Here is a 24,931-nt window from a genome sequence, read left to right on the forward strand (position 1 = left end):
ATGGCATTAGCACTAGCGTACCTTATCATAATCGTTTATAGTATTTCATTGCTATTGATATTTTTCTATAGCCTGGCGCAGCTTAACCTTCTATTTAATTACCTATCCCAAAAGAGACAGCATCAAACAGCTCCAAAGTTCAATTTACTGGACCCAAAGGAAATTCCGTTCGTAACCATACAACTACCCGTTTTCAACGAGGAATATGTCATGGACCGTCTTTTGGAAAATATCGCGAAGATAGAATACCCAAAGAGCAAGCTGGAAATACAGGTGTTGGACGATTCTACCGATGATACCGTCATCAGTACTGCAGCAAGTATTGCCAAACTACAGGAAACCGGACTGGATATTCAACATATACGCAGAACGGACAGATCTGGTTTTAAGGCAGGTGCCCTCAAGGAAGGCCTTAAAATAGCCAAGGGAGAGTTCATTGCCATTTTTGATGCGGACTTTTTACCTGCGCCGGATTGGTTGAAGAAAACCGTCATCTATTTTAAAGATGAGGAAATTGGTGTGGTACAGACCCGTTGGGGACATTTGAACCGTGATTACTCTACCCTTACCAAAATACAGGCCTTTGCCCTAGATGCCCATTTTACGTTGGAACAGGTTGGTCGTAACAGCAAAGGACATTTTATCAACTTTAACGGTACCGCCGGTATATGGCGCAAGGAATGTATTATAGATGCCGGTAACTGGGAGGGCGACACCTTGACAGAAGACCTGGACCTAAGCTATCGTGCCCAATTAAAGAACTGGAAGTTTAAATATCTGGAAGATGTGGAAACACCTGCAGAACTTCCGGTGGTCATAAGTGCCGCACGTTCGCAACAGTTTAGATGGAACAAGGGCGGCGCCGAAAATTTCAGAAAAACCGTTTGGAGCGTTATCAGCGCCAAAAACATTCCTTTTAAGACCAAGTTTCACGGAGTTATGCATTTACTGAACAGTTCTATGTTCCTATGTGTGTTCCTGGTTGCCCTATTGAGCATTCCGTCCTTATACATTAAGAACACTTATGGCCATTTAGACTGGGTATTTTCCCTATTGAGCCTGTTTACCGTAAGTACCATTATCCTATTCGTGTGCTATTGGTTTACCTACAAAAGCATACAGGGCAGCGGTTTTGACAATTTTGTGGACTATATACGAATTTTCTTTACGTTCTTCTCCGTTGCATTAGGTTTTTCACTGCACAATACCATTGCGGTACTGGAAGGCCATATGGGAAAAAGGAGCGAATTTGTTCGTACCCCAAAATTCAACATCAGCACGTTGAAACAAAGTTGGAAGGGCAATAAATACCTTGCCAAAAAATTATCTCCCAATATGATTTTGGAATTTGCCCTTATGGTCTATTTTATGTTCGGCATGTACAGCGCCATACCTTTAAACGATTTTGGATTGTTCCCTTTTCATTTTATGTTGTTCCTTGGGTTTGGCTTTGTTTTCTTCAAATCATTGACCTCAAGGGCATAATATCTGAACGCCCAGTACGGCATTTGCACCACATGGTTCTACATACTATCCAACGGGCTTTTTACCATGGACAACCGTTGTGGCGTAACCTTGGTATACACCTGGGTTGTCGTAATGGAGTTATGGCCCAATAGTTCCTGAATGAAACGCATATCCGCACCGGATTCCAATAAATGGGTGGCATAGCTACGGCGCAGCCCGTGAATTCCTATTTTTTTCCTAATACCTGCAATTTTCATTGCTTTTTTGAACACTTGCTGAACAGAACTTTTGGAGTAAGCGCCACCATATTTTCCTTCAAACAAATATTCCTTTGGCCTATATTTCTTAAAATATTCCCTTAGTAAAGGCAATAATTTTTCCGGTAAGGGTACATACCGGTCTTTTTTACCCTTGGCACCTACTACATGAATTACCATTCTAGCGCTATCCACATCATTAAGTTTAATATTGACCACTTCTGACACCCTTAAACCTGCGCCATAACACAATTTAAGTGCTACTAGATGCTTTAAATTATCCGTAGCATTAAACACCTTGGCCACTTGTTCTTTGCCGAGCAACTTAGGCAAGACCAATGGTTTTTTTGGCCTGGGAATGTCAAAGAACATCTTTGGCCTATGCAATACCTGCTCAAAGTAAAATTTTACCGCATTGATTTTACCGTTAAGCTTTCTCTCACCCATACCCTCTTTCTTTACACAATGCAAAAAATAGTCCTTAAGCCTAGCGGAATCCAAACGATCTACAGGGTATGACTTCAAAAGCTTTAAAAGATGATAGAATTCTGCCATGTAAATTCTCTTGGTATTGTCACTATAGCCTTTTAGTTGCAACTGGTCATACATTTGGGCATATGCTTTTTGATTGGTACCGGAAAGCGACATCATTTTCCCTTGAATCATGGATTTAGGCTCCATGCCCAATTGTTGGCGTACTACCGGAAGGTCCGGTAAATACCATGATTTTTTAGTCTGGCTCCACCTAACGGATGGAAACCTTTTGCGTAATGCCTCTTTATTTTTTTGACTGTATTTAAATGAAATCAAGATTACATTTTTACCCCTGTGGGTATCTGTCGAGAACGTGTAAATTTCATTATTCATAGAAAACGGTATAAGATTATAGTTGCGCAAAAAATATATCAAATCTAAAAATACAACAATGATATATTTTTTGCGCAATGGACTTAACCAATTTACGCTACCATGGTTATTACATTTATTAGAAAATTGTATCTTTCTTATCGTTAACCATGATCACACATATTTATGTGTTGCCAACAATATGAGAAAACACAGAAATAAAAACAAAAGAAGTCGATTTTCGATTTTATTTCCAATCCTGACAATACTCGGAATTGGAATTATTGCTGTGTTAACTTCTGGTTACGAAAAAAGCTGGACGTTTAATTGGAACGGAATTGAAAAAAATATCCAAGATTCAATTAGTGTTTATAAATATCAATCTATTTCGAGCGGAATTGGTGGAAATGGAAGAGCAATGCCTGAAGAAATTGAAAGCCGAAAATGGATTATGCAAAACGCAACTGAATCTGAACTTCTAAAACTAACGGAATTTCCAAACGGAAATATAAAAGCAATTGCTTACGAGGGATTATTAAGAAAAAAGAATTTCAAAAACAAAACTGAACTGATTTCAAATGCGATTAAAGACACGGTTTATTCTGTTTACTATCAATCTGGTTGTTTAGGAGATAAATTAGAAATTGGAGAATATTTAGTTCAAAATGTTTTAATGATTGACGACCGTATTCCACCTTTTAGACCTGAATTAATTGTTGATTTTGGACTCTCTAAAATGGAAAAGCAAAAAATCCTAAATGAATTTCATAATCGGAAAAAATAAAATACTGTTGGCAACAATGTATAACCGCAATTACGGCGGATTCGACTACGTCCGAATCCACTCGAAATTGCTAACGCCAGTTCTTAACCGAAAATTATTAACTTTAATCCCGTAACTGACGGTTATACGAGACCGTTAGCCACAATATGACCACGAATGCAAAATCTGAATAAAGAAATAAAATCATTACTTGAAACGAAAGAAACTCAAGATTTCTTAAAAGTCGCTCGTGGATTTATTAAACTGATTGAAAACAAAGAAATAAAAGAACAGGAATTTTATCCTGAAATTCATAAAAAACTGACCGAATTATATAATGCTGGACTTTCTCTAAAATCGGTTGAATTAATTCATTCAAGTGAAAAAACGGAATTTGAAACTGCTACGAGAGAGAAATTAAAAGAACAGAACGTCAATTTGATTTCCTCACTTGGAAAGGACTGTTTTTATTGGGAAGTTTTTGACCCAACTTATGAAAAGGAAAACGAACCGACACAAGGCTGGTTAGTTGATGATGTTGCGGACATATACGCTGACTTAAAAGAAGAACTGTATAAAATTGACCAAATCGGAACTGATGAAGCTATCGAAGACGGACTTTGGCAATTGAAATTTGGATTTACCTCGCATTGGGGAAACCATTGCGTGAATGCAATTCGAGCTTTACACTATATTTATTATGACGGAAAGAAAACGATGTGAAAAAATACTGTGTCTAACAATGTATAACCGCAATTACGGCGGATTCGACTACGTCCGAATCCACTCGGAATTGCTAACGACAGTGCTAAACCGAAAATAATCGCTAATTTAACCCGTAACTGACGGTTATACGAGACCGTTGTAATCAATAGCTCAAATAAAATATTATGCAAGAATCAAGAATACATTCTGAGGGGCAAAATGACCACTTAATATCGATTAAAGAGAAATATAATAAACTTAAAAACTCTCTGAAACGGAATATTAAACTCACCGAGGACGAAAAACAAATTGAACTGAAAAAAGTCGAAGAACAGTTCAATAAAGAAAAAAAGGATTCTAAGCAAAATCTGTACTAAGAAAAAAATAGCGGACCAATTACTCGTATTTAAAAATAGTTATGTGCGGATGGACCTAACTCAAACGTAACCGTTTCGCTGGACTTCTAACTCCAACGGACTTTACTCAGACGCAACTGTTGTGCAGATGGACTTCACTCGGATGAGAAAATAAGAAAACGCAAAGATTCGTGCTTACTCAAACGTGTCGCTACTGATTACAACAAAGCCTATAATTAATGCGGACTTGTGTCTAATTCGCAAGGTCTGTGTATATTTATAATGTCGCTAAATCTGTTGGATTTAGCTTTGGACAAAACAAAAAACAAATCAAAACCAAAAGCTTTAGCTTAGCGCGTAGCTGGAAATCCGTCGGATTTCTGCCCCGCACTAATCATAGCCCAGGCGTTGTGTGCTATATTGACAACACCGAAATTGCTGAATGGACATTTTCTTCTTTTACATCCTCATATTGATTGTCTTGTTACTAATAATGGCTGGAATTGTTTGGATAGGTTATTGGATTCCAAAAAAACGTGGTAAAAAAAAACTAGGAAAAGTCATCGCTGGAATTTTAGCCACCGGATTTGTGCTTTTAATACTAGCATATATTTTCGATGACCATTTATTCTTTAAATCGGATGCGAGAAAAAATTTGGCGGAAATGAACATTGAATTGATTGACGACTTTAAAATTTTATCTAATGAAGACGGTGGGCTTATGGATTTTTATCACACGTTCAGGCTAAAAATTAGCGGAAAGGACAAGGATAGGATGATTGACGAGATAAAAGCTTCAATCGGTTACACCGATTCAATTCAGGAATATAGATATCTACCTAGTGAAGCAGAATACAGATATCATGGAGATACATTGAAAGCAAATTATCAAACGGAAAGGGAATACCGAAGGGAAATATTTTATCCGAATGGACAGGGGTATACTCCAACGTACAAGATTATCAGTATTTCGAAATCAAAAAATGAGCTGAAATTTGAACATATTTTGGACTAAAAATACAGCACACAACACGGTGTATAATTAATTGCGGTCGGAATTTCCAAGTGGAAATTCCTGCAATCAATTATCTTTATAGTCGGGCGGACATTTTCCGTTGGAAAAGTCCGCAACTAATCATACACGAACCGTTGTAATCAATAGCTCAAATAAAATATTATGCAAGAATCAAGTATACATTCTGAGGGGCAAAATGACCACTTAATATCGATTAAAGAGAAGTATAATAAACTTAAAAACTCTCTGAAACGGAATGTTAAACTGACCGAGGACGAAAAACAAATTGAACTGAAAAAAGTCGAAGAACAGTTCAATAAAGAAAAAAAGGATTCTGAGCAAAATCTGTACTAAGATAAAAATAGCGGACTAATTACTCGGATTTAAAAATAGTTATGCGCGGATGGACCCAACTCAAACGTAACTGTTTCGATGGACTTCTAACACAAACGGACTTTACTCAGATGCAACTGTTGTGCAGATGGACTTCACTCGTATGAAAAAATAAGAAAACGCAAAGATTCGTGCTTACTCGAACGTGTCGCTACTGATTACAACAAAGCCTATAATTAATGCAGACTTGTGCCTAATTCGCAAGGTCTGTGTATATTTATAATGTCGCTAAATCTGTTGGATTTAGCTTTGGACAAAACAAAAAACAAATCAAAACCAAAAGCTTTAGCTTAGCGCGTAGCTGGAAATCCGTCGGATTTTTGCCCCGCACTAATCATAGCCCAGGCGTTGTAAACAATTTAAGAAAACCGAAAAACTGAAATAAAAAATGGCGAAATTTTTAAACACGACAGGTGTTTCATATCATTTAGAAGAATTAATTAAAACAACAAAAGACCGACTAATTTTAATAAGTCCATATCTGCAATTTCATAAAAGAGTAAAAGACCATTTGGAAAATCTGAACATTCAAAAAAGAGACATTCGAATTATTTACCGAGAAAATAAACTGCAAGTTGAGGAAAGTAATTGGTTGGAAAGTCAAATCGGAATTCGGACAAGTCTTTGCAATTCTCTTCACGCAAAATGCTATCTGAACGAAAACGAAGCGATAGTAACTTCAATGAATTTATATTCCTTTTCGCAACAAAATAATGACGAAATGGGTATTCACGTTACGAAAGAAAATGATGCGGATTTATATAATGATATCTATGACGAAGTTCAAAGACTTTTGACCATCAGCGAAGAAATACGAGTTTCTGTTAAAAAAGTAGATAAGGAAATTGAAAAGAAATCCGAAAAGACTGTTGAGAAAGTTCAAGAAAATATGGACTTATCAAATTCAAAACTCTTGACAACAAAAGAATTGTCTCAATTGACTGGATTGAGTAGCCGAAAAGTTAATAGTTGGTTTACCGACAATAAACTGATGTATAAAAAAGAGGAAGACTGGATAACTACAAAAAAAGGAAAAGAACTTGGCGGAATTGAAAAAGCTGGTCAATATGGCAAATTTGTAATATGGCCAGAAGGTATTGCAAAACACCTAACCGAATAAAAAAACTGTTTACAACAATGGCTATAAGTAATTGCTTGTTCTCGTCTACTTCTGAAAATCCTAGCGGATTTTCAGTTTGGTGTGTACTTGCAAAGTTTCGTGCTAACCCACGCAACTACTCATAGCCCAACCGTTGTAGCACATTTGGTACGATATACAAACATCCTTTACAAAGTTATAGAAACATCGTTTACACTTTTTAAGTTGCATTTGGAACCAACATTCAGATGCTATGCCTTGGAAAGAACATACGATTATGGAACAAAAAATTGAATTTATCTGTGAATGGCGAACTGGAAAATACACCATCACGGAGCTTTGTAGAGGCTTTAAAATCTCAAGACCGACGGCCTACAAAATCATTGCCCGGTTTGAAAATGAAGGCTATGAAGGGCTAAGGGAACTCTCCAGAAAACCACGTAGCCCACATCCCAATGCTACCAATGAAAAGGTGGTGAACCGTATTCTTGAATTGAAGGAAAAACACAAGGCATGGGGCGCTAAAAAGTTGCACACCTTGTTGTATAAAGATTTCCCCGATGAAATAATCCCAACGGTCTTGACCGTACACAACATCCTTAAAAAACATGGTTTGGTGCCGCCTCAAAAACGGCTTAGAAGAGTGAAGCCAATACACCCTGTTTTCGACCCAAAAGAGTGCAATGAAGTGTGGAGTGCGGACTATAAAGGAAAGTTCCTCATGGGCAACAAAATTTACTGTCATCCGCTCACCATTGCAGACTCAAAGAGCCGATTTGTATTTACCGCAAAAGGGCATTACAAAGAAAACCTTGCCTCTGCAAAAGCCGAGTTCAAAAGGGTTTTCAGGAAATTCGGCATCCCCGGACAAATCCATACCGACAATGGAAGCCCATTTGGTTCTGTTGCCGCAATACAAAGATTCACCAGGTTATCCTATTGGTTCATCGAACTGGGAATCATGCCCGTGTTTTCTGATCCGGCACAGCCACAACAGAACGGACGGCATGAACGAATGCACCGCGACCTGAAGACCGCCTGTGCCAAGCCTTCAGCTTATGACCTGAAAGCGCAACAAAGGCGTCTGAACCAATTTGTAAAAGAATATAATCACGTAAGGCCACATGAGGCATTGGACATGAGAACACCCGCTTCGGTACATGAATTTTCAACAAGACCATTCCCAGAAAAAATACCACACTTTGATTACGATTCCAAAATGAAAGTCTTAAAAGTCACCCAAAATGGAGCTATAAGATGGAAGGCCTATAATTGGGTTTACCTTTCCGCTTCGCTCCAAGGTAAACATATCGGGGCCCTGGACATTGGCAATGGTATTTGGAGGGTATTTTATAGAAACGTATTTTTAGGATACTTTGATGAACATGTGTTTAGAAAAAAAGAACAATCAGTGAGGTTAGAAACTAACTTAGTGTAAACTCTAATCTATAACTTTTGTAAACAATGTATATTAACGAACATTAACCAAAACCAACTAAATGATTGAATTAATACTTTCGACTTTAGCAGAGTTTGGACTAATTCGTGAAGATTATAAACATCGAAAACGAATAAGAATAAAGGAGAAAGAAAAAGGTACGAAAAGACCTATTCAAAAATACCTTCTGCAACCGAGTTCCATAATGGTCATTTCGCTTTTAGTAGTTGGAAGTTTAAGTGCATTCCTATTTTTTGGTTATCAAAGAATGTCTATCTATCCTGATAAAACTGAAAAAGAAATAGCTGAAATGAGCGAGAGAATGGAAAATTGGAATGAAAAGTTCGGAAAATACCCAACGGACCTGAATGAATTAATCGGAAATAGTCCTTTGAGAAAAGATTGGAAAAAAGACGCTTGGAATCGAGAATATAAATTTACGATTACGGAAAAGGGAAAAGGATTTTTGATTACGTCTGCTGGTTCGGATGGGAAGTTTCATACTGAAGATGACATTAAATCGAAATAAAAGAAATTTAAAAATTGTTAGACTTTATATAATTAGTTTAATCTGTATTGTTGGTTATTTCTTGATGGAGAATAATAACATAATAGAAGTACTAGTTGAAAAATCGAGTGATTTTTTCCCAATTGAAGTTACCGGTAAGTTTATTACACTTGTTTTCACAGGAATACTCCAATATGGATTATTAGCTGTCGGAATATGTATTTTTTTAATGCTAAGTTTTATACTAATCAGAGAAAAAATTAAAAGCTATTGAGCAAATAAAAACGTGCTACAACAAAGCCTAAACGTAATGCGGACTTTTGGGCAAAACTGAAAGATCTGTATATATTTATAAAGTCGCTAAATCTTATGGATTTAGCTTTAAAATAGAAAAATAAATCAAAACAATAAGCTTTAGCTTCGTGCGCAGACGGAAACGAAAAGTTTCCTTGCCTCCGCACTACGCTTAGCCCAACCGTTAGCTGCAAGCTGAAAAAACCTATTTCAGGACAAGAAAAATATGAGTGGAAAGAACAGTATTAGAGGTTATTTGTTTCAGTCATTAATAGCTGTCTTAAATTCGTTAAACAAAGATTGGGAAACAATTTGTGTTGAACCAAATACAGAAAAAGACAAGATAGATATAATATGGACTTCTAGCGAAAACATAAAGTCAGTATGTCAGGTTAAGTCTTCGATTAATAACTTTAGTACAAACGGCATTCTTCGTTGGATAGATGGCTTGAGAAGCGATAATATAAATGCAGAACACTATGTTGTTCATTTAGTCGGAAACTCTACCGCCACAACCAAAAAATTCTTCAATGGAATTGCATCTAAAGATGAATCTGATTTCCCAGAGGAGTTTAAAGAACTCTTTTTAATTAAAGATAAAATTCGCGTACATCTAGACCCCGATAATATTGAGACTTTGGAATATGCCCTAACATCAAAATTAGACGAATTCCTATTCACAAAAGATATTCTCACCGATTATCCAACCAAGAAATTAATTGCAAATGGAATGGTTAATCAAATAATTCGTATTTCAACACGGGGTAAAAGTATTACTAAAAAACAGTTTGAAGATAATTTATTAGAATGGTTGAGATTTAATTATGACGACCTAATCACCTCAGATAAAGCAAATTTTGAACTTAGTTTTTATTTAAGTAATCGTGTAAAATTTCAAAATCACATTAACAAAATATCAATCGAGGAAATAGTACCAACAAATCTATACCAGCAAAAAAAGATAGTCTTTAAGAAGTTATTTGATGAAATAAGTAAATTCAATTTTGAAGTTAAAACATTTGAAAAGCCCGTAGACTATACCGATATGAATTCAGTCTTGAATATATCGTTTACAAATCCATTTAATTATAAAGACAAACCAGTAATTATAAATTCATACGAGATTAAACTTATCACCAATGCAATTAATAAAATTTTAAACCAGAAACCCGAAAAGGAGTTTTTCAATTTTGGAAACTTGACAGAATCAAGAAAGATGAAAAATATTAGTTTTGGTAATGATGAAGTTAGTCTTAAAGGTAATGAAGTTGAAAAAGAAAAGAAAAAACTTTATGACGAGTTTTATAGGTCAGCACTTAAACTAATGGATTTACATAAATTGTGGAACAAATTATCTAAATTCTCAATGTTGCCAATAGTTATAACAAACAAAGGTTCAGCTCATAGAGAAAATATTAAAATTCAATTAATGTTTCCAAAAGAGGTAAAAATCTACAAATCAAAAAATTTCCCTATACCAGAAACGTTACAAATTTTGAGAGATTTGAATTCGGAAAATAGCTATTTGATTAACAACTTAAAACACAATCAAGATAGTTTAGTGAATGAATATTATCAGGGCTATCCAATGCACGAACCTATTAATTTTAGTCCTTTAGGTCATCAACATAAAGATTTTGAAATCACAAAAATGCGTAGTGTTTTAAATTATCATTTCGATTTTAAATACTACTATGATAATCCCAAATTCACCATTCTTGAGTGCGAAATTGATGAACTAAATACCAATCAATCTATTTCGTTTCCCTCATATATTTTTGTTTGTAGTAAATCTAATTTTAATATTGAATATAAGATAACTTGTAAAAACGAACCTGAAACCATTAAAGGACAGTTATCGTATAAAGCCAGCAGCTAACAAAACCTATAAACAATACGGGCTTCGGGCTTAAACGAAAGGTTTGTGTATTTTTATAGAGTCCGCAAAATCTTTAGGATTTTGCTTTAAACAAGGAAAAGAAAAAACAAAACAAAAAGATTTTGCTATGTGCGTGGCGGAAAGCAAACGCCAGTTTGCTCCCGTACTGTTCATAGCTAAACCGTTTCATTAATTTCTCAAATCAAAGAGTGTAAATAATCAGCGGAATCCTTAAGACCATTTTTTCTTAAAATATCTAAGACCTCGAACTCATCCAAATCAGGATTTCTTCTATTCAAAACTAATTTACGGAACGCCTCAACAGCCTTCTCATGATTTAAATCGATTATATCGGTAATAAAATCATCTGCTGATTTTACGGACAAACCAAATGTCGCTAAATACTTTTCGGGAAAATCTTTTAGATTATTGGTTACTATTACATTAGCATTTGTTTTTATAGCAGCAGCCATAACATGTCTGTCCTTTAAATCTGGTAAAGTTAAAGTTTCAATTAGCGGTTCATAATTCGAAACAAATGCGTCAGGAAATGCTAAATTAGCCATATTAGCTCTCTTTTTTGCTATTTCTTCGCTAACACCTTTTCTCTTCATTACGCTTTCCCACTCATCAAAAATATGATTACTCCATTTTGGTGTAAACAATTCATAATGTGCAAACCAAAATAACACATCCCGAATTTCAATCGGATAAATAATGTTTGTGTCTAGGACAGCTATAAATCGGACACTATGAATCATACAAGCCTAGTTCTTCATCCGAATTCATAATATCCATCAAAATCTTCTCTTGATGGGCTTTCATCTCATTCTTATAATTAACTACATCTTCAAACTTAACTCTTCTATGCTTTCCAACCTTAGCAAAAGGAATTTTACCATCCTCTAGCAATTTGACAAGATGAGGTCTTGAACATCCTAAAAATTCAGCCGCTGATTGTGTGGTCATTTCTGTAGCCATTGGAACTAGAGAAATAGGCTTTCCTTCACTAGTAGCTTTTAATATTTTAGCTAATAATTTTAGTGCTTTTAATGGAATCTTTATCTTTTCTGAAGTTTCCTCAATCTCAATTTCAGGATTTTTGTTTGTAAGTTCTTCCAAAGTAGCAGCTAGAGCATTATAAGACTCCATAGCTGTAAGTTGCTCTTCCTTTGAGGGTCTTTTTATGTTCTTATATTGTTGCATTTCAATTTCAGTTGTTAAGGTTTTACACAAAAATAAACGAAATAAACGAAACGATGTTGCAAGAGATAGTTAAAATTATTATGCCAAAATAAAACTAATGACAACAATGGCTATAACAAATAGGGCATAAAGTGCTATATTTAATGGCTTGGTCGTGTTTGCCAAGTCCGCCAAATCTTTTGGATTTGGCAATAAAAAAAAGAAAACTAATTACCAAACAAAAAGCTTTAGCTATGAGCTAGACGGAAAGGAAAGTGCTTATCCGCCGCCCTACTTGCCATAGCCGCACCGTTGGCAAACATTTTAAAAGATAATAACATGAATTATAATTTCCACGGACCAGATGATGAAGATTTTGATTTTCCAGACCTTCCGACTGAAAACCCATCACCAGACACGACCGAAATTGATATAGATATTTAAAGTGTTGTAAAAAACGCTATAATTAAATACAATGGAAATAAAACTGCAACAGCTATCATGTTGTTTTTTAGTTTGCCTTGTCGTTTCTCGTTTTTAATTAAGTTGTAATCTATTTTTTCTTGCACGACTTCAATGTCCTGTATTATGAACGCAAGATAATTTTCATTGCCATTTAATTTTGGATTGTTCAAAAATTGAGGTAAAGCTAATTTTTTAGGGATTCTCCCTTTTTGCATAATTTTTCGAGGAAAAATTAACCTACCTAGTTGGATTAAAATAAAAACCAAAACAGCGACAAAGCAGAAATTTAATAAGATTATTTTTTCAAAACCTCCTAAAACCATTTTATTAAAAGTGTATCCAATAACGGCCGATAGTACTGCAAACAAAAGTAATATGATGGAATAGGCCCGACTTGTAATTTTGTTAGATTCGACCAAAGTATAGTCCAAATAATCCTTTGCTTCACTAAGAATAAATTTTACCGACTCAATGGGAATGGATTTCCAGTTAGACTTATCAATTTTGAATTTGCTCATATATTGTAAATTTAATTAATACTGTAAATAAAAACGATTTGCCAACAAAACCTATAATTAATTGCTTGAGTCTTTGCCAGTCCGAAAATCCTAAACGGATTTTCTAATTAAGCGTGTATTTATTGTATTTTGGGCTATGAACACGCAACTAATCATAGCTAAACCGTTAGCTTTAATGTGGTACGATATACAAACATCCTTTACAAAGTTATAGAAACATCGTTTACACTTTTTAAGTTGCATTTGGAACCAACATTCAGATGCTATGCCTTGGAAAGAACATACGATTATGGAACAAAAAATTGAATTTATCTGTGAATGGCGAACTGGAAAATACACCATCACGGAGCTTTGTAGAGGCTTTAAAATCTCAAGACCGACGGCCTACAAAATCATTGCCCGGTTTGAAAATGAAGGCTATGAAGGGCTAAGGGAACTCTCCAGAAAACCACGTAGCCCACATCCCAATGCTACCAATGAAAAGGTGGTGAACCGTATTCTTGAATTGAAGGAAAAACACAAGGCATGGGGCGCTAAAAAGTTGCACACCTTGTTGTATAAAGATTTCCCCGATGAAATAATCCCAACGGTCTTGACCGTACACAACATCCTTAAAAAACATGGTTTGGTGCCGCCTCAAAAACGGCTTAGAAGAGTGAAGCCAATACACCCTGTTTTCGACCCAAAAGAGTGCAATGAAGTGTGGAGTGCGGACTATAAAGGAAAGTTCCTCATGGGCAACAAAATTTACTGTCATCCGCTCACCATTGCAGACTCAAAGAGCCGATTTGTATTTACCGCAAAAGGGCATTACAAAGAAAACCTTGCCTCTGCAAAAGCCGAGTTCAAAAGGGTTTTCAGGAAATTCGGCATCCCCGGACAAATCCATACCGACAATGGAAGCCCATTTGGTTCTGTTGCCGCAATACAAAGATTCACCAGGTTATCCTATTGGTTCATCGAACTGGGAATCATGCCCGTGTTTTCTGATCCGGCACAGCCACAACAGAACGGACGGCATGAACGAATGCACCGCGACCTGAAGACCGCCTGTGCCAAGCCTTCAGCTTATGACCTGAAAGCGCAACAAAGGCGTCTGAACCAATTTGTAAAAGAATATAATCACGTAAGGCCACATGAGGCATTGGACATGAGAACACCCGCTTCGGTACATGAATTTTCAACAAGACCATTCCCAGAAAAAATACCACACTTTGATTACGATTCCAAAATGAAAGTCTTAAAAGTCACCCAAAATGGAGCTATAAGATGGAAGGCCTATAATTGGGTTTACCTTTCCGCTTCGCTCCAAGGTAAACATATCGGGGCCCTGGACATTGGCAATGGTATTTGGAGGGTATTTTATAGAAACGTATTTTTAGGATACTTTGATGAACATGTGTTTAGAAAAAAAGAACAATCAGTGAGGTTAGAAACTAACTTAGTCTAAACTCTAATCTATAACTTTTGTAAACAATGTATATTAACGAACATGTTGAAAAAAATGGAAAACACCACTTGGGACAATGGAAAAGAGGAGCGGAAAAAGTGGTGGAGTGAAAAAAGACTGAAATATAATCTGGGTTTAATAATTAGTGGGTTTTTAGCATTTATTGCTTATTCATTGGTAGTTCAATATGTTATTCCTCCCGCCCCAGACGTGGAAATAACTTTGTTTACAATTATCTTTCAAGGAATAGCTTACTTAATTATGATGGGAATTGCCAATGTTTTCTATAATATTGGACAGTTCTCAGAGAAAATTATAAAGCCTAAAAATGTTGACGGATTCAGAAAATGGACTTTTAATATTGGATTCTGGATTTCGTGTTTTCTTCCTTTTTCAATACCAATAATTTTATTGGTGTATTATTTATGATAGAACCTTTCAATAATGGAATAGAAGGCAAAAGATAATGGAAAACACTAAAGCTAACAAAACCTATAAACAATACGGGCTTAGGTTTTAAAAGCTAAGGTCTGCGTATATTTATAATGTCGCGAAATTTTTGGGATTTCGCTTTGACACAAAAAAAGAAAAAACAAAACCAAAAGATTTCGCTATGTGCATGGCGGAAAGCAAACGCTAGTCTGCTCCCGTACTGTTCATAGCTAAACCGTTGTGTGCTATATTGACAACACCGAAATTGCTGAATGGACATTTTCTTCTTCTACATCCTCATATTGATTGTCTTGTTACTAATAATGGCTGGAATTGTTTGGATAGGTTATTGGATTCCAAAAAAACGTGGTAAAAAAAAACTAGGAAAAGTCATCGCTGGAATTTTAGCCACCGGATTTGTGCTTTTAATACTAGCATATATTTTCGATGACCATTTATTCTTTAAATCGGATGCGAGAAAAAATTTGGCGGAAATGAACATTGAATTGATTGACGACTTTAAAATTTTATCTAATGAAGACGGTGGGCTTATGGATTTTTATCACACGTTCAGGCTAAAAATTAGCGGAAAGGACAAGGATAGGATGATTGACGAGATAAAAGCTTCAATCGGTTACACCGATTCAATTCAGGAATATAGATATCTACCTAGTGAAGCAGAATACAGATATCATGGAGATACATTGAAAGCAAATTATCAAACGGAAAGGGAATACCGAAGGGAAATATTTTATCCGAATGGACAGGGGTATACTCCAACGTACAAGATTATCAGTATTTCGAAATCAAAAAATGAGCTGAAATTTGAACATATTTTGGACTAAAAATACAGCACACAACACGGTGTATAATTAATTGCGGTCGGAATTTCCAAGTGGAAATTCCTGCAATCAATTATCTTTATAGTCGGGCGGACATTTTCCGTTGGAAAAGTCCGCAACTAATCATACACGAACCGTTGTGGTTAATTTAGTACTGAATGCAAAAGACAAAAAAATATATAAAAATCCTGATTTTTGTGATATCAACTTTAGGATTTCTTGACTTAATAATAAATCCAAAACCCTTTCATTTTTTAGGGACAAAATTGAATTTCGCAACTTCTCTTTTGACTATAATAGGACTTCTTATTCTGACCTTAAAAGAGATTTTAAATGATAGATTTCAGATTTCAGAAAAAATCTTGAGTGGAATTAAAATCGGAATTTTGATGCTATTTCTGATTTATCTAAATGTATTTCTTAAATGGTTCACTTTTGTTGGCTATGTGGAATATGTTGTAGTGACTTATTTGACTTTGCCAATAATCTTTATTTTAAAAGACATTATGCCCGACACAATAAAATCAAAATATTTAATATTAATCGGAATTTTAATATTGTTGCCGACATTAATCTATTTTGGGTTCTTTTACGAGTCATATGAAGATTATTCAAGTGACGGAACGCCAATAATGTTTGTTCATCAAAGAATTAGAAATTGGATATGTTACATCGGAATAACATTAATTTTGACATCAATAATTAGAGAAAAAACTAACCACAACACGGTGTATAAAACATAGCTAATAAGTGCTTAACCGAGAGGTTTCTGCTTATTAAAAAAGACCGCCAAATTTTTAATTTGGCTTTTAAAAAGAGAAAAATTAAAACAAAATATAAAAATTAGGCTATGTGTTAATCCGAAAGCATAGCGTCTTTTTACACGCTACGTTTCATACACAAGTCCGTTGTGCGTCATTTGATGAAACCTCTGAAATACATATTAATATTTGGAATTTTGATTTACGGTTGTCAATCAAACCGAGATGGATATCAAATAACGGAGCGGACTGAAATAATAAAAAAAGATAATTGCGAAGTTCCGATTTCCTATCCTGAAATAAGTGGTTTAGCCGACAAGGAAAAAGCACGAAAACTGAATAAAGTTCTAAAAGAGTTTCCTGAACACGAATATTACGCAAATAACTGTGAAGAACTTGGAGAAAGTAATGTAAAAGGCGATTATCGAGTATTGTTAAAAACGGACAGTATTTTAAGCATTGAATTCCGAACTTTAATTGAGCGGAAAAATAAAAAAGTTGATACGATTTATCATTCAGTTGTTCTTAATCCGAAAGCAAAAGACACGACTGAATTTGGGATTGTTGGAATTGAGCCAAATGAAATAATCCCAAACTTTGAACGCGGAAAAATTTATCCGTATGTCAAAAAATATAGTACGGAAAACAATAATTACATAAATCTATTAGCCTACGAAACAGGAAGTAATTATGTGATTACTTGGGCTATTTCTGACAAGGATTTTATAGTTTACGTTGGTGGCGAAGGAGAATGGTTTGGGAATAACCGAATAAAAATTCCATTGAAAGAATTAAAATAAAAACGAACGCACAACAATGGCTATAAGTAATTGCTTGTTCTTGCCTATTTCTGAAAATCCTTTCGGATTTTCAGCTTGGTGTGTACTTGCAAAGTTAAGTGCTAAACCACGCAACTACTCATAGCCGAAACCGTTGTGTGTAAGTTTAAACAAATTCTCAATTGAAAAAAATCTTCCTCATATTTTTGGTTGCCTTGTTTGTTGATTGCAAAACTGAAACGAACAAAATCAAGCAGGAATCGGAAAATTCAATCGTAAGAAAAGACACCACAATTGAAAAAGAAACACCAAATTATTTTCAATATGAAGAATATAAGGTTGGACATGTTAATGATGGTTACGGAAAAAGATTTTATATCGATTCATTACACTACAATGCCGTGGTAAAATACTATCCGTCGGATAGTACAAAATTGTGGTTTAAACACTATGATGACTTTGTAAATGACACAACGTTATTTAAAGAATATTACAAAAACGGCAACTTGAAATTTATCAAAAAGAAAACTTACCACAATTTCATTCCGATAGGTGTCTGGGAGTTCTATAAAAGAAATGGTGAGCTAAAAGAGACTTTGGATTTTGACAATAAATATTATGTTTCTTTTCAAAAGGCAATAACTATTGCGAAAGTAAACGGAATTAAAAAGCCATTTGAAACTCAAATTTCGGGAGACAGTACTTGCTGGAAAATAATTCACTGGAGAAATGTAAAATTTGATTCATTATCAAATCGGGGGTTAGATGTTGGTAGTGGAATTGAAATCAATCGATTTAATGGTCATGCGGACAAATTTCAAACCGAAAGAAGAAGGGTAAGATAAAAACCTACACACAACACGGTGTATAATTAATTGCGGTCGGAATTTCCAGTTGGAAATTCCTGCAATCAATTATCTTTAGTCTCCGGTGGACATTTTCCGTTGGAAAAGTCAGCAACTAAACATACACTAACCGTTACCAACTATTTGAAAATTCAGTTTTAAAAAAATAGACTAAGTAAGAAATGAAAAATTACAATATGTGGAATATCGCAATCTGTTTTATAATATTAGTAATTACTTTTTTTACTTTTCAGGATGTTGAGCCAAGTATGGGAAAAGCAATGTTATTTATATATTTTATGTATCCAATATTTGCTATTTGCGCATTAATGTTCATTATAACTTTAGTAATTGGAATTTCTAGAAAAAAGCTTTTTAATATTTATACTTTACTAAATATTGGGATGATTTTTTTGACTGGAACTTCACCTTTTTGGTTAATATGATGAATTTAATATTCACATAAAAGCACAACGCAGATGGACTTCACTCAGACGGAATAAATTGCGGACGGAATTTCCAATCATTACCGCCTTAAAAAAGAATACGTAATGGACTTGTTACTCGGTCGAATCTAAAAAATAAGAAAAACGCAACTGAAACCAAACAATGGAGAGAATAAAAACAGTTGGTAACAATACCTATAGCAAATAGGGCTTAAAGTGCTATATTTAATGGCTTGGGTTTAACTAATAAGTCCGCCAAATCTTTTGGATTTGACAATTAAAAAAGAAAAAAATAATTATAAAACAAAAAGCTCTGGCTAATAGACCAGACGGAAACGAAAAGTTTCCTTGCCTGCCCTACTTGCCATAGCCGAGACGATGATGTTGCATTCTCCTACGTCGACCCTATGTGCTACATCTCGTACCTCGATTCTCACACAAAGGGAAATGCAACATCATCGCAGCGCTATGTCAGATCACATTAAACCGTAGGATAAGGGTAACTTTTCTAAGTACGACGCTTAACGGAAGAAAACAACCCAACATATCACGTCACTATATGTAATTTATTCATAACTGTTTATTTATTAACGAATTCATGTGTTCGCTACGCTCGGAAGGACCGCCATATTTTATTCCCAATACCGTCGAAAACCAAAAAAGGTTCTCACTATATTTCCATAAAATATCGCGGACTACACATAGCGCTGCGTTAGCAAATATTAGAGAAAAACTGTAACACAAAAGAAATCAATTAGTCTAAATAATAAACATCAATCGAATAAATCAAAATGACTAAAATTATGACCAAAATCTTTCTGCTATGCCTAATTATTTCTCTTTTTAGTTGCAAGAATAATGAGAATATCGATACTTATTTAAACGACCTTCATGAAAAAGGACAACTTAACGGAAATGTATTGGTAACGAAAGACGGAAAAACTCTCTACGAAAAGTCATTTGGTTATACAGATGGCTCAAAAAACACAAAATTGACTATGGAATATCGATTTAATATTGGTTCAATATACAAGGAATTTCCAGCAGTTTCAATAATGCAACTACAAGAGAAAAATCTAATAAATTTAGACGACAAAATTTCCAAATATATTCTTGAATTACCAAATTGGTCTGAAGAGATATCTGTTCAAAATTTATTACAATATTCAAGTGGATTGCCAACAATTGGTTGGGACATTTATTTTAGCAAAGGAATTAATGTAAATGATAATGATATACTAGAAGAGCTGAAATCTATTAAAAACCTTGAATTTGAGCCAGGTTCAGATTATTTATATTCAAATAGTAATCCCATTTTGTTGATTAAAATAGTGGAGAACATAACCAAAACCACGTTTAATAGATATTTGCAAGAAAATATATTCAATGTTTATGGGATGGAAAATACAATCATTAAAGAACAATATCCATATAAGGATAGAACATTAATGGCAATTCCTTTCAATGCAGATTTTAAAGAAGATGATTACAAACTATCAACAAAAAGTCTTTTATTCAGTTCGACCGCCAGAAATATGACAAATTGGTTTGAAGGATTGGGAGATTTTAAGGTTATCAATAAAAAATCTGTAAAAAAACTATCCAAACAAGCTAAAAAAGGTGATAATATTCAATCGCCTCTTGGATATTCCGTATGGGAAAATGATAAGATTATCGAGCATTCTCATCACGGTTCAACTGCGAGTTACGAATGTGTTGCACGAAGATTTAAACAAGACAGAATTACCATTGTGGTCTTAACAAACCAAAAGCACCAAAATGTTTTTGAAATATCAGATAAGATTTATGAAATTATAAAAAAAGATAAATAACATTTGCTAACAATGGCTATAAGTAATTGCTTCTACTCGCCTACTTCTGAAAACCCTCGTGGATTTTCTGTTTGGTGTGCACTTGTATAGTTTCGTGCTAAACCACGCAACTACGCATAGCCGAAACCGATGATGTTGCATTCTCCTACGTCGACCCTATGTGCTACATCTCGTACCTCGATTCTCGCACAAAGGGAAATGCAACATCATCGCAGCGCTATGTCAGATCACATTAAACCGTAGGATAAGGGTAACTTTTCTAAGTACGACGCTTAACGGAAGAAAACAACCCAACATATCACGTCACTATATGTAATCTGGACCGCCATTTTTTATTCCCAATACCGTCGAAAACCAAAAAAGGTTATCACTATATTTCCATAAAATATCGCGGACTACACATAGCGCTGCGTTGTACTTAATGTTGAAAAAACAAACTACTATCAAAATTTGAGAAAAAAAGAAATTTATTGGCTGGTTGGAACTATCGGACTTGTGCTTATTTTGACGCTAACCTTATTTGGTCTAGATGGATTCAAAACAGACTCTACTCTGGACATAAACATCCATGACACTTATTTTGTAATTGCAAACTTTCATTTTGTCACTTTACTTTTTGTTTTCACATTTTTTGTGGTCTATCTCCTAAGAACAATTAGACGAAACTTTAAAAACACTACAGCAAATTTTATTCTAATTATGGTTACGATTTTATTGGTGCTAATTATTGGAAAAACTATTGGAATGTTGGACTTTTTTAGTTTACCCTCTGATGATGGGACATATGTTCAGGACAATAATCCTGTGGGACAAATAATGCGTATTTTATCGAAAATTTTGTTTGGCTTTCAAATCGGACTTCTTTGTTTACTGGCATATTGTGGATTTAAAACTGGACGGAATTACAACTCTGAAGAAAAACACTAAGTACAACAAAACCTATAAACAATACGGGCTTAGGGCTTAAACTTCAAAGACTATGTATATTTATGGTGTCGCGAAATCTTTGGGATTTCGCTTTGACACAAAAAAAGAAAAAGCAAAACCAAAAGATTTCGCTAGGTGCGTGGCGGAAAGTAAACGCTAGTTTGCTCCCGTACTGTTCATAGCTAAGACGTTTAATTTTATGAGAAACATTCTACTGCTTACAATTTGTCTAATAATATCAAGCTGTCGAGCTCAAAAGAAAGAGGAAACAGAAGAGGTAAATGTACTTTTCATAGGGAATAGTTTGACCTATTACCACGATATGCCACAGACTGTTCAAGAGATGTTAAATGAAACCGACCCAAACATTATAATAGAGCAAAGCACATTTCCTGGTATGTCCCTAACTCGACATTTAGAGAACATAATCATATCGAGAACCGACGACGACAATATTAGTACAAGAAAAAAAACTGAAGGAGAAAAAACAGAAACTGAAATTAAGGTTGCGGAGAAAAAATGGGACGTTGTAATTTTACAAGAAGGAACTGTCGATCTTCTTATTCCTGAATTGAGGGATTTGGCTGTAAATAAAGCAATTGAAAAAATAAAGACACTTGTTAACAACCCTGAATGTCGATTCATATTTTTTACTACATGGCCATCAGAAAGACAATACCCAAAGGAATATTGCCGAGGCGGGGGTAGAATTGATGAATCATTAGATGATATGCAAGATTATTGTTCGCCAAAAATTGAAAACTATGAGCAGGAATTTGAACTTATTGACAATGGACATAGCTTGCTTGCGAAAAAAAACGGAATGCTGAAAACGGACAACGGAAAGCTATATCGTATGGTTAAGGAAAATAAACCTGATTTAGCTTTGTTAGAAGACCCTATTCACCCGAATGAAAATGGAGCTTTTTTAAATGCATGCGAGTTTTACGAAATTCTATCGGGTAGAAAAGCATCGAATTTAAAAACGAATGGACAAATCGAGCCTCAAATTGCGGAGTATTTAAAAAATATTGCGGGGAAAAACTAAAGATAACAAAGCTTAAACGTAATGCGGACTTGGAGGCAAACGGCAAAAGTCTGAGTATATTTATGAAGTCGCTAAATCTTTGGGATTTAGCTTTGAACAAGAAAAAATAAAAACTAAACCAAAAGCTTTAGCTTCGTGCTTAGACGGAAACGTAAGGTTTCCTTGCCTCCGCACTACTCATAGCCGAGACCGTTAGCTACAAGCTGAAAAAAAATATGAAGAACACTGAAATATATATTATTGGCTCGGGAGCAATTGGTAAGGCATTAGCTGTATTTTTAAAAAGGGAAAACAAACAGGTAAAAATCATAAGAGGTAGTATTGATAATATTCCAAATATAACAACGGACATAACCGTTGTTGGCAAGGATTACACTTTTAAAGAGAAGGTCGTTACCACTACATTTAGTAACCTATCTTCTATAAATGGAATTGTTTTAATTACTACCAAAACATTTGGCAACACCGAAATTGCAAAAAAACTCAATGCCTTAGAAGGCAATTTTGTTATTATCTTACTTCAAAATGGTCTTAATATAGAACGACCATTTAAAAATTTTAACAAGGTTTACCGTTGTGTTTTACTTTCAACAAGTCAAGTTACAGGTGAAAATGAGATATCCTTTAAAACTGTTTCAGCTTCACCTGTTGGAAACCTGGAAGGACAAAACGAAGGACTTGATAATTTGATTAGAGAGGTTAGTACTCCAAAATTTGAATTTCGTGAAGAGTCAAATATTAGTAAATATGTTTGGACTAAAGTTATCGCTAATTGTGTTTTTAATACAATTTGCCCTTTGCTGGAAATAGACAATGGGATTTTTCACCGTGATTTAGGTGCCAAGCATTTGGCGGAAGGAATAATTGAAGAATGTGTCTCATTGGCTAAGGTTAAAGGGATTCATCTTGACAGTAACGAAGTAATGGAAAACTTAATATTAATTAGTCAAAAGTCTGATGGACAGTTAATTTCCACCTATATGGACATTCTGAATAAGAGACAGACTGAAATAGAAAGTTTAAATTTAGAAATTGCTAAAATTGCTGATGAAGTAGGTCATCCAGAATTGGTGAAAAACACAAGAATCTTAGGGCAACTAATTTTGATTAAGTCGAACTTAATAAATTATAAAAGCCTGTAGCTAACAAAGAACTGAGGTAAAAAACAAACAAATTCTTCCTTAATCCGAGACAATACTATTCTAGGCTCATAGATTCTAAAATCAGATTCTTGAGCTTTTTTCATTCAACTTATCTGCTATTTATTCAGGCAATATTGAAACGTAGGTTTCATCATAGGGCCTTCTAGATTTTGCAATAGCAAAGGACTGTTTTAATAGTTTGTTGGCAACCGCTATCAATGCCGATTTCTTGCTCTTACCCTTGTTCACGATACGCTCATATACCTCTCTGCATGCCTTGTTATGTTTACAGGCATTGAAAGAACATAAAAACAACAGATTACGAAGCTTTCTATTGCCGACCTTACTTATTCGCGCTCGACCCCTTACACTGCTCCCGGAGTCGTATCGTTGGGGTTATACCTACGTAACTACAAAGCTGTGCTGCGGTTTCGAACTTACTGAAACCATCAGTGACCACGATTAAGAACAAGGCAGTCTTTTGACCTATATCAGGTATTGACATCAATAAAGTCAATTGCTCCTGTTGGTCCGCTTTTACCAATGACAGAATCTTTGATTCGATTGCCGTCACTTCTTTATTGAGCTGTTTCTTGTTGCGTATCAAGGAACGATAAACAAACTTTGAGGGTATGCCCAGAACTGCTTCCCCATGTATTTTGTTCTTGGTCGCCGTACGTTGTTTTAAATAGGTATCCAATAACCGGAACAACTGCAAACATTCGCTCTGGGTATCCGTCAAGGCATTGTAAATAGGAACTTCGTTGATAAGGGCATATTCACATATAGCCTTGGCACCGCTCTTGTCCGTTTTTACCTTGGCAAGTTTCATTTGAACGAAACGTTTGACGGATTATGGGTTCACTACTGAAACTACTACCCCATTTTTGTAAGGAAACTGCGCAAGTCTATAGTGATAGTAACCGGTAGCTTCCATAACGGCCAATGAACCTTTGGGTAGTTCCTTAAGGAATTTCTTGAATCTAATTTCATCGTTCTTGTACTGATCGTGACCTACGATACTACCATATACATCAAAGACATCCTTACTGATGTCGACTCCGAAAGTTTCGTTATATTTATTCATAAGTAATGATTTATGAAAGAACTGGCTACCGGTATCACAACTACTTGAAAACGAGATCAAGGTCCCACAGAACTGAACGTGATCTGAGTAGTAAAAGAGAGAGGAATATCAATGTTGTCGAAGTCCGAAGCTTCACCGTGTATAGTAACCTT

Annotated in this window: 23 protein-coding genes and 1 pseudogene; 18 read left to right on the forward strand and 6 right to left on the reverse strand. The window is 35.0% G+C overall.

All coding sequences use genetic code 11. The features are described 5' to 3' along the window. Nucleotides 1–1,485: a cellulose synthase family protein gene (locus tag Q2T41_RS06780; RefSeq protein ID WP_089260707.1), complete on the forward strand. Its 1,485-nt coding sequence runs from the start codon at nucleotides 1–3 to the stop codon at nucleotides 1,483–1,485. Between the two features lie 38 nt (nucleotides 1,486–1,523). On the opposite strand, the gene Q2T41_RS06785 is transcribed toward Q2T41_RS06780, so the two are convergent. Further along, on the reverse strand, nucleotides 1,524–2,591 hold the full coding sequence (locus tag Q2T41_RS06785) for a tyrosine-type recombinase/integrase (RefSeq protein ID WP_304435452.1): 1,068 nt from the start codon (nucleotides 2,589–2,591) through the stop codon (nucleotides 1,524–1,526). 181 nt (nucleotides 2,592–2,772) lie between these two features. Here Q2T41_RS06785 and Q2T41_RS06790 point away from each other — a divergent pair, with 181 nt between their 5' ends. The 8 genes from Q2T41_RS06790 (at nucleotide 2,773) to Q2T41_RS06825 (ending at nucleotide 11,020) form a co-directional block, all read left to right on the forward strand. After that, nucleotides 2,773–3,354, forward strand: coding sequence for a hypothetical protein (locus Q2T41_RS06790; RefSeq protein WP_262733808.1), 582 nt, complete (start codon nucleotides 2,773–2,775; stop codon nucleotides 3,352–3,354). A gap of 156 nt (nucleotides 3,355–3,510) precedes the next feature. Then, entirely contained in the window at nucleotides 3,511–4,056 is a 546-nt protein-coding gene (locus Q2T41_RS06795) for a DUF5063 domain-containing protein (RefSeq protein WP_304435453.1), read from the forward strand. 1,002 nt (nucleotides 4,057–5,058) lie between these two features. Then, nucleotides 5,059–5,409 carry a hypothetical protein gene (locus Q2T41_RS06800; protein ID WP_304435454.1) on the forward strand — a complete coding sequence of 117 codons (351 nt, stop codon included), beginning with the start codon at nucleotides 5,059–5,061 and terminating at the stop codon, nucleotides 5,407–5,409. Between the two features lie 162 nt (nucleotides 5,410–5,571). Next, complete coding sequence (locus Q2T41_RS06805) at nucleotides 5,572–5,763, forward strand: hypothetical protein (protein ID WP_304435455.1); 192 nt, start codon at nucleotides 5,572–5,574, stop codon at nucleotides 5,761–5,763. A 427-nt stretch (nucleotides 5,764–6,190) separates the two neighbouring features. Further along, complete coding sequence (locus Q2T41_RS06810) at nucleotides 6,191–6,922, forward strand: phospholipase D family protein (protein WP_304435456.1); 732 nt, start codon at nucleotides 6,191–6,193, stop codon at nucleotides 6,920–6,922. A gap of 232 nt (nucleotides 6,923–7,154) precedes the next feature. Continuing rightward, entirely contained in the window at nucleotides 7,155–8,339 is a 1,185-nt protein-coding gene (locus Q2T41_RS06815) for an integrase core domain-containing protein (protein WP_304435457.1), read from the forward strand. A 61-nt stretch (nucleotides 8,340–8,400) separates the two neighbouring features. Continuing rightward, nucleotides 8,401–8,868: a type II secretion system protein GspG gene (locus Q2T41_RS06820; protein ID WP_304435458.1), complete on the forward strand. Its 468-nt coding sequence runs from the start codon at nucleotides 8,401–8,403 to the stop codon at nucleotides 8,866–8,868. A gap of 499 nt (nucleotides 8,869–9,367) precedes the next feature. Then, entirely contained in the window at nucleotides 9,368–11,020 is a 1,653-nt protein-coding gene (locus tag Q2T41_RS06825; RefSeq protein WP_304435459.1) for a hypothetical protein, read from the forward strand. Between the two features lie 197 nt (nucleotides 11,021–11,217). On the opposite strand, the gene Q2T41_RS06830 is transcribed toward Q2T41_RS06825, so the two are convergent. The 3 genes from Q2T41_RS06830 to Q2T41_RS06840 all read right to left on the reverse strand — a co-directional run bounded on the left by Q2T41_RS06830 (nucleotide 11,218) and on the right by Q2T41_RS06840 (nucleotide 13,188). Next, complete coding sequence (locus Q2T41_RS06830; protein ID WP_304435460.1) at nucleotides 11,218–11,781, reverse strand: PIN domain-containing protein; 564 nt, start codon at nucleotides 11,779–11,781, stop codon at nucleotides 11,218–11,220. Then, nucleotides 11,771–12,226, reverse strand: coding sequence for a helix-turn-helix domain-containing protein (locus Q2T41_RS06835; protein WP_304435461.1), 456 nt, complete (start codon nucleotides 12,224–12,226; stop codon nucleotides 11,771–11,773). The genes Q2T41_RS06830 and Q2T41_RS06835 overlap by 11 nt, the downstream gene beginning before the upstream one ends. Before the next feature lie 419 nt (nucleotides 12,227–12,645). Next, complete coding sequence (locus tag Q2T41_RS06840; protein WP_304435462.1) at nucleotides 12,646–13,188, reverse strand: hypothetical protein; 543 nt, start codon at nucleotides 13,186–13,188, stop codon at nucleotides 12,646–12,648. Nucleotides 13,189–13,453: 265 nt separating this feature from the next. On the opposite strand from Q2T41_RS06840, the gene Q2T41_RS06845 reads away from it, so the two are divergent. The 4 genes from Q2T41_RS06845 (at nucleotide 13,454) to Q2T41_RS06860 (ending at nucleotide 17,473) form a co-directional block, all read left to right on the forward strand. Further along, on the forward strand, nucleotides 13,454–14,638 hold the full coding sequence (locus tag Q2T41_RS06845) for an integrase core domain-containing protein (protein ID WP_304435457.1): 1,185 nt from the start codon (nucleotides 13,454–13,456) through the stop codon (nucleotides 14,636–14,638). Nucleotides 14,639–14,680: 42 nt separating this feature from the next. Next, nucleotides 14,681–15,067 (forward strand): hypothetical protein, encoded by a 387-nt coding sequence (locus Q2T41_RS06850; RefSeq protein ID WP_304435463.1) that lies wholly within the window; start codon nucleotides 14,681–14,683, stop codon nucleotides 15,065–15,067. A gap of 497 nt (nucleotides 15,068–15,564) precedes the next feature. Then, entirely contained in the window at nucleotides 15,565–15,915 is a 351-nt protein-coding gene (locus Q2T41_RS06855) for a hypothetical protein (RefSeq protein ID WP_304435454.1), read from the forward strand. Between the two features lie 919 nt (nucleotides 15,916–16,834). Continuing rightward, entirely contained in the window at nucleotides 16,835–17,473 is a 639-nt protein-coding gene (locus Q2T41_RS06860; RefSeq protein ID WP_304435464.1) for a polysaccharide deacetylase family protein, read from the forward strand. Here the strand turns inward: Q2T41_RS06860 and Q2T41_RS06865 are convergent. Further along, nucleotides 17,465–17,587, reverse strand: a complete 123-nt coding sequence (locus Q2T41_RS06865; RefSeq protein WP_304435465.1) for a hypothetical protein — start codon at nucleotides 17,585–17,587, stop codon at nucleotides 17,465–17,467. The two genes, Q2T41_RS06860 and Q2T41_RS06865, sit on opposite strands and share 9 nt — an antisense overlap. Before the next feature lie 71 nt (nucleotides 17,588–17,658). Here Q2T41_RS06865 and Q2T41_RS06870 point away from each other — a divergent pair, with 71 nt between their 5' ends. The 5 genes from Q2T41_RS06870 (at nucleotide 17,659) to Q2T41_RS06890 (ending at nucleotide 23,692) form a co-directional block, all read left to right on the forward strand. After that, entirely contained in the window at nucleotides 17,659–18,297 is a 639-nt protein-coding gene (locus tag Q2T41_RS06870; RefSeq protein WP_304435466.1) for a hypothetical protein, read from the forward strand. A gap of 1,249 nt (nucleotides 18,298–19,546) precedes the next feature. After that, complete coding sequence (locus tag Q2T41_RS06875; RefSeq protein ID WP_304435467.1) at nucleotides 19,547–20,575, forward strand: serine hydrolase domain-containing protein; 1,029 nt, start codon at nucleotides 19,547–19,549, stop codon at nucleotides 20,573–20,575. Nucleotides 20,576–21,025: 450 nt separating this feature from the next. After that, entirely contained in the window at nucleotides 21,026–21,502 is a 477-nt protein-coding gene (locus tag Q2T41_RS06880; protein ID WP_304435468.1) for a hypothetical protein, read from the forward strand. A gap of 397 nt (nucleotides 21,503–21,899) precedes the next feature. Beyond that, complete coding sequence (locus tag Q2T41_RS06885; protein WP_304435469.1) at nucleotides 21,900–22,550, forward strand: SGNH/GDSL hydrolase family protein; 651 nt, start codon at nucleotides 21,900–21,902, stop codon at nucleotides 22,548–22,550. Nucleotides 22,551–22,765: 215 nt separating this feature from the next. Then, nucleotides 22,766–23,692, forward strand: a complete 927-nt coding sequence (locus Q2T41_RS06890) for a ketopantoate reductase family protein (protein WP_304435470.1) — start codon at nucleotides 22,766–22,768, stop codon at nucleotides 23,690–23,692. 120 nt (nucleotides 23,693–23,812) lie between these two features. Here Q2T41_RS06890 and Q2T41_RS06895 read toward each other — a convergent pair. Further along, a pseudogene (locus Q2T41_RS06895) lies at nucleotides 23,813–24,779 on the reverse strand (IS110 family transposase). Nucleotides 24,780–24,931: the final 152 nt, after the last annotated feature.

Origin of the sequence: Maribacter confluentis (genome assembly GCF_030505015.1) — a bacterium.
GTDB lineage: Bacteria > Bacteroidota > Bacteroidia > Flavobacteriales > Flavobacteriaceae > Maribacter > Maribacter sedimenticola.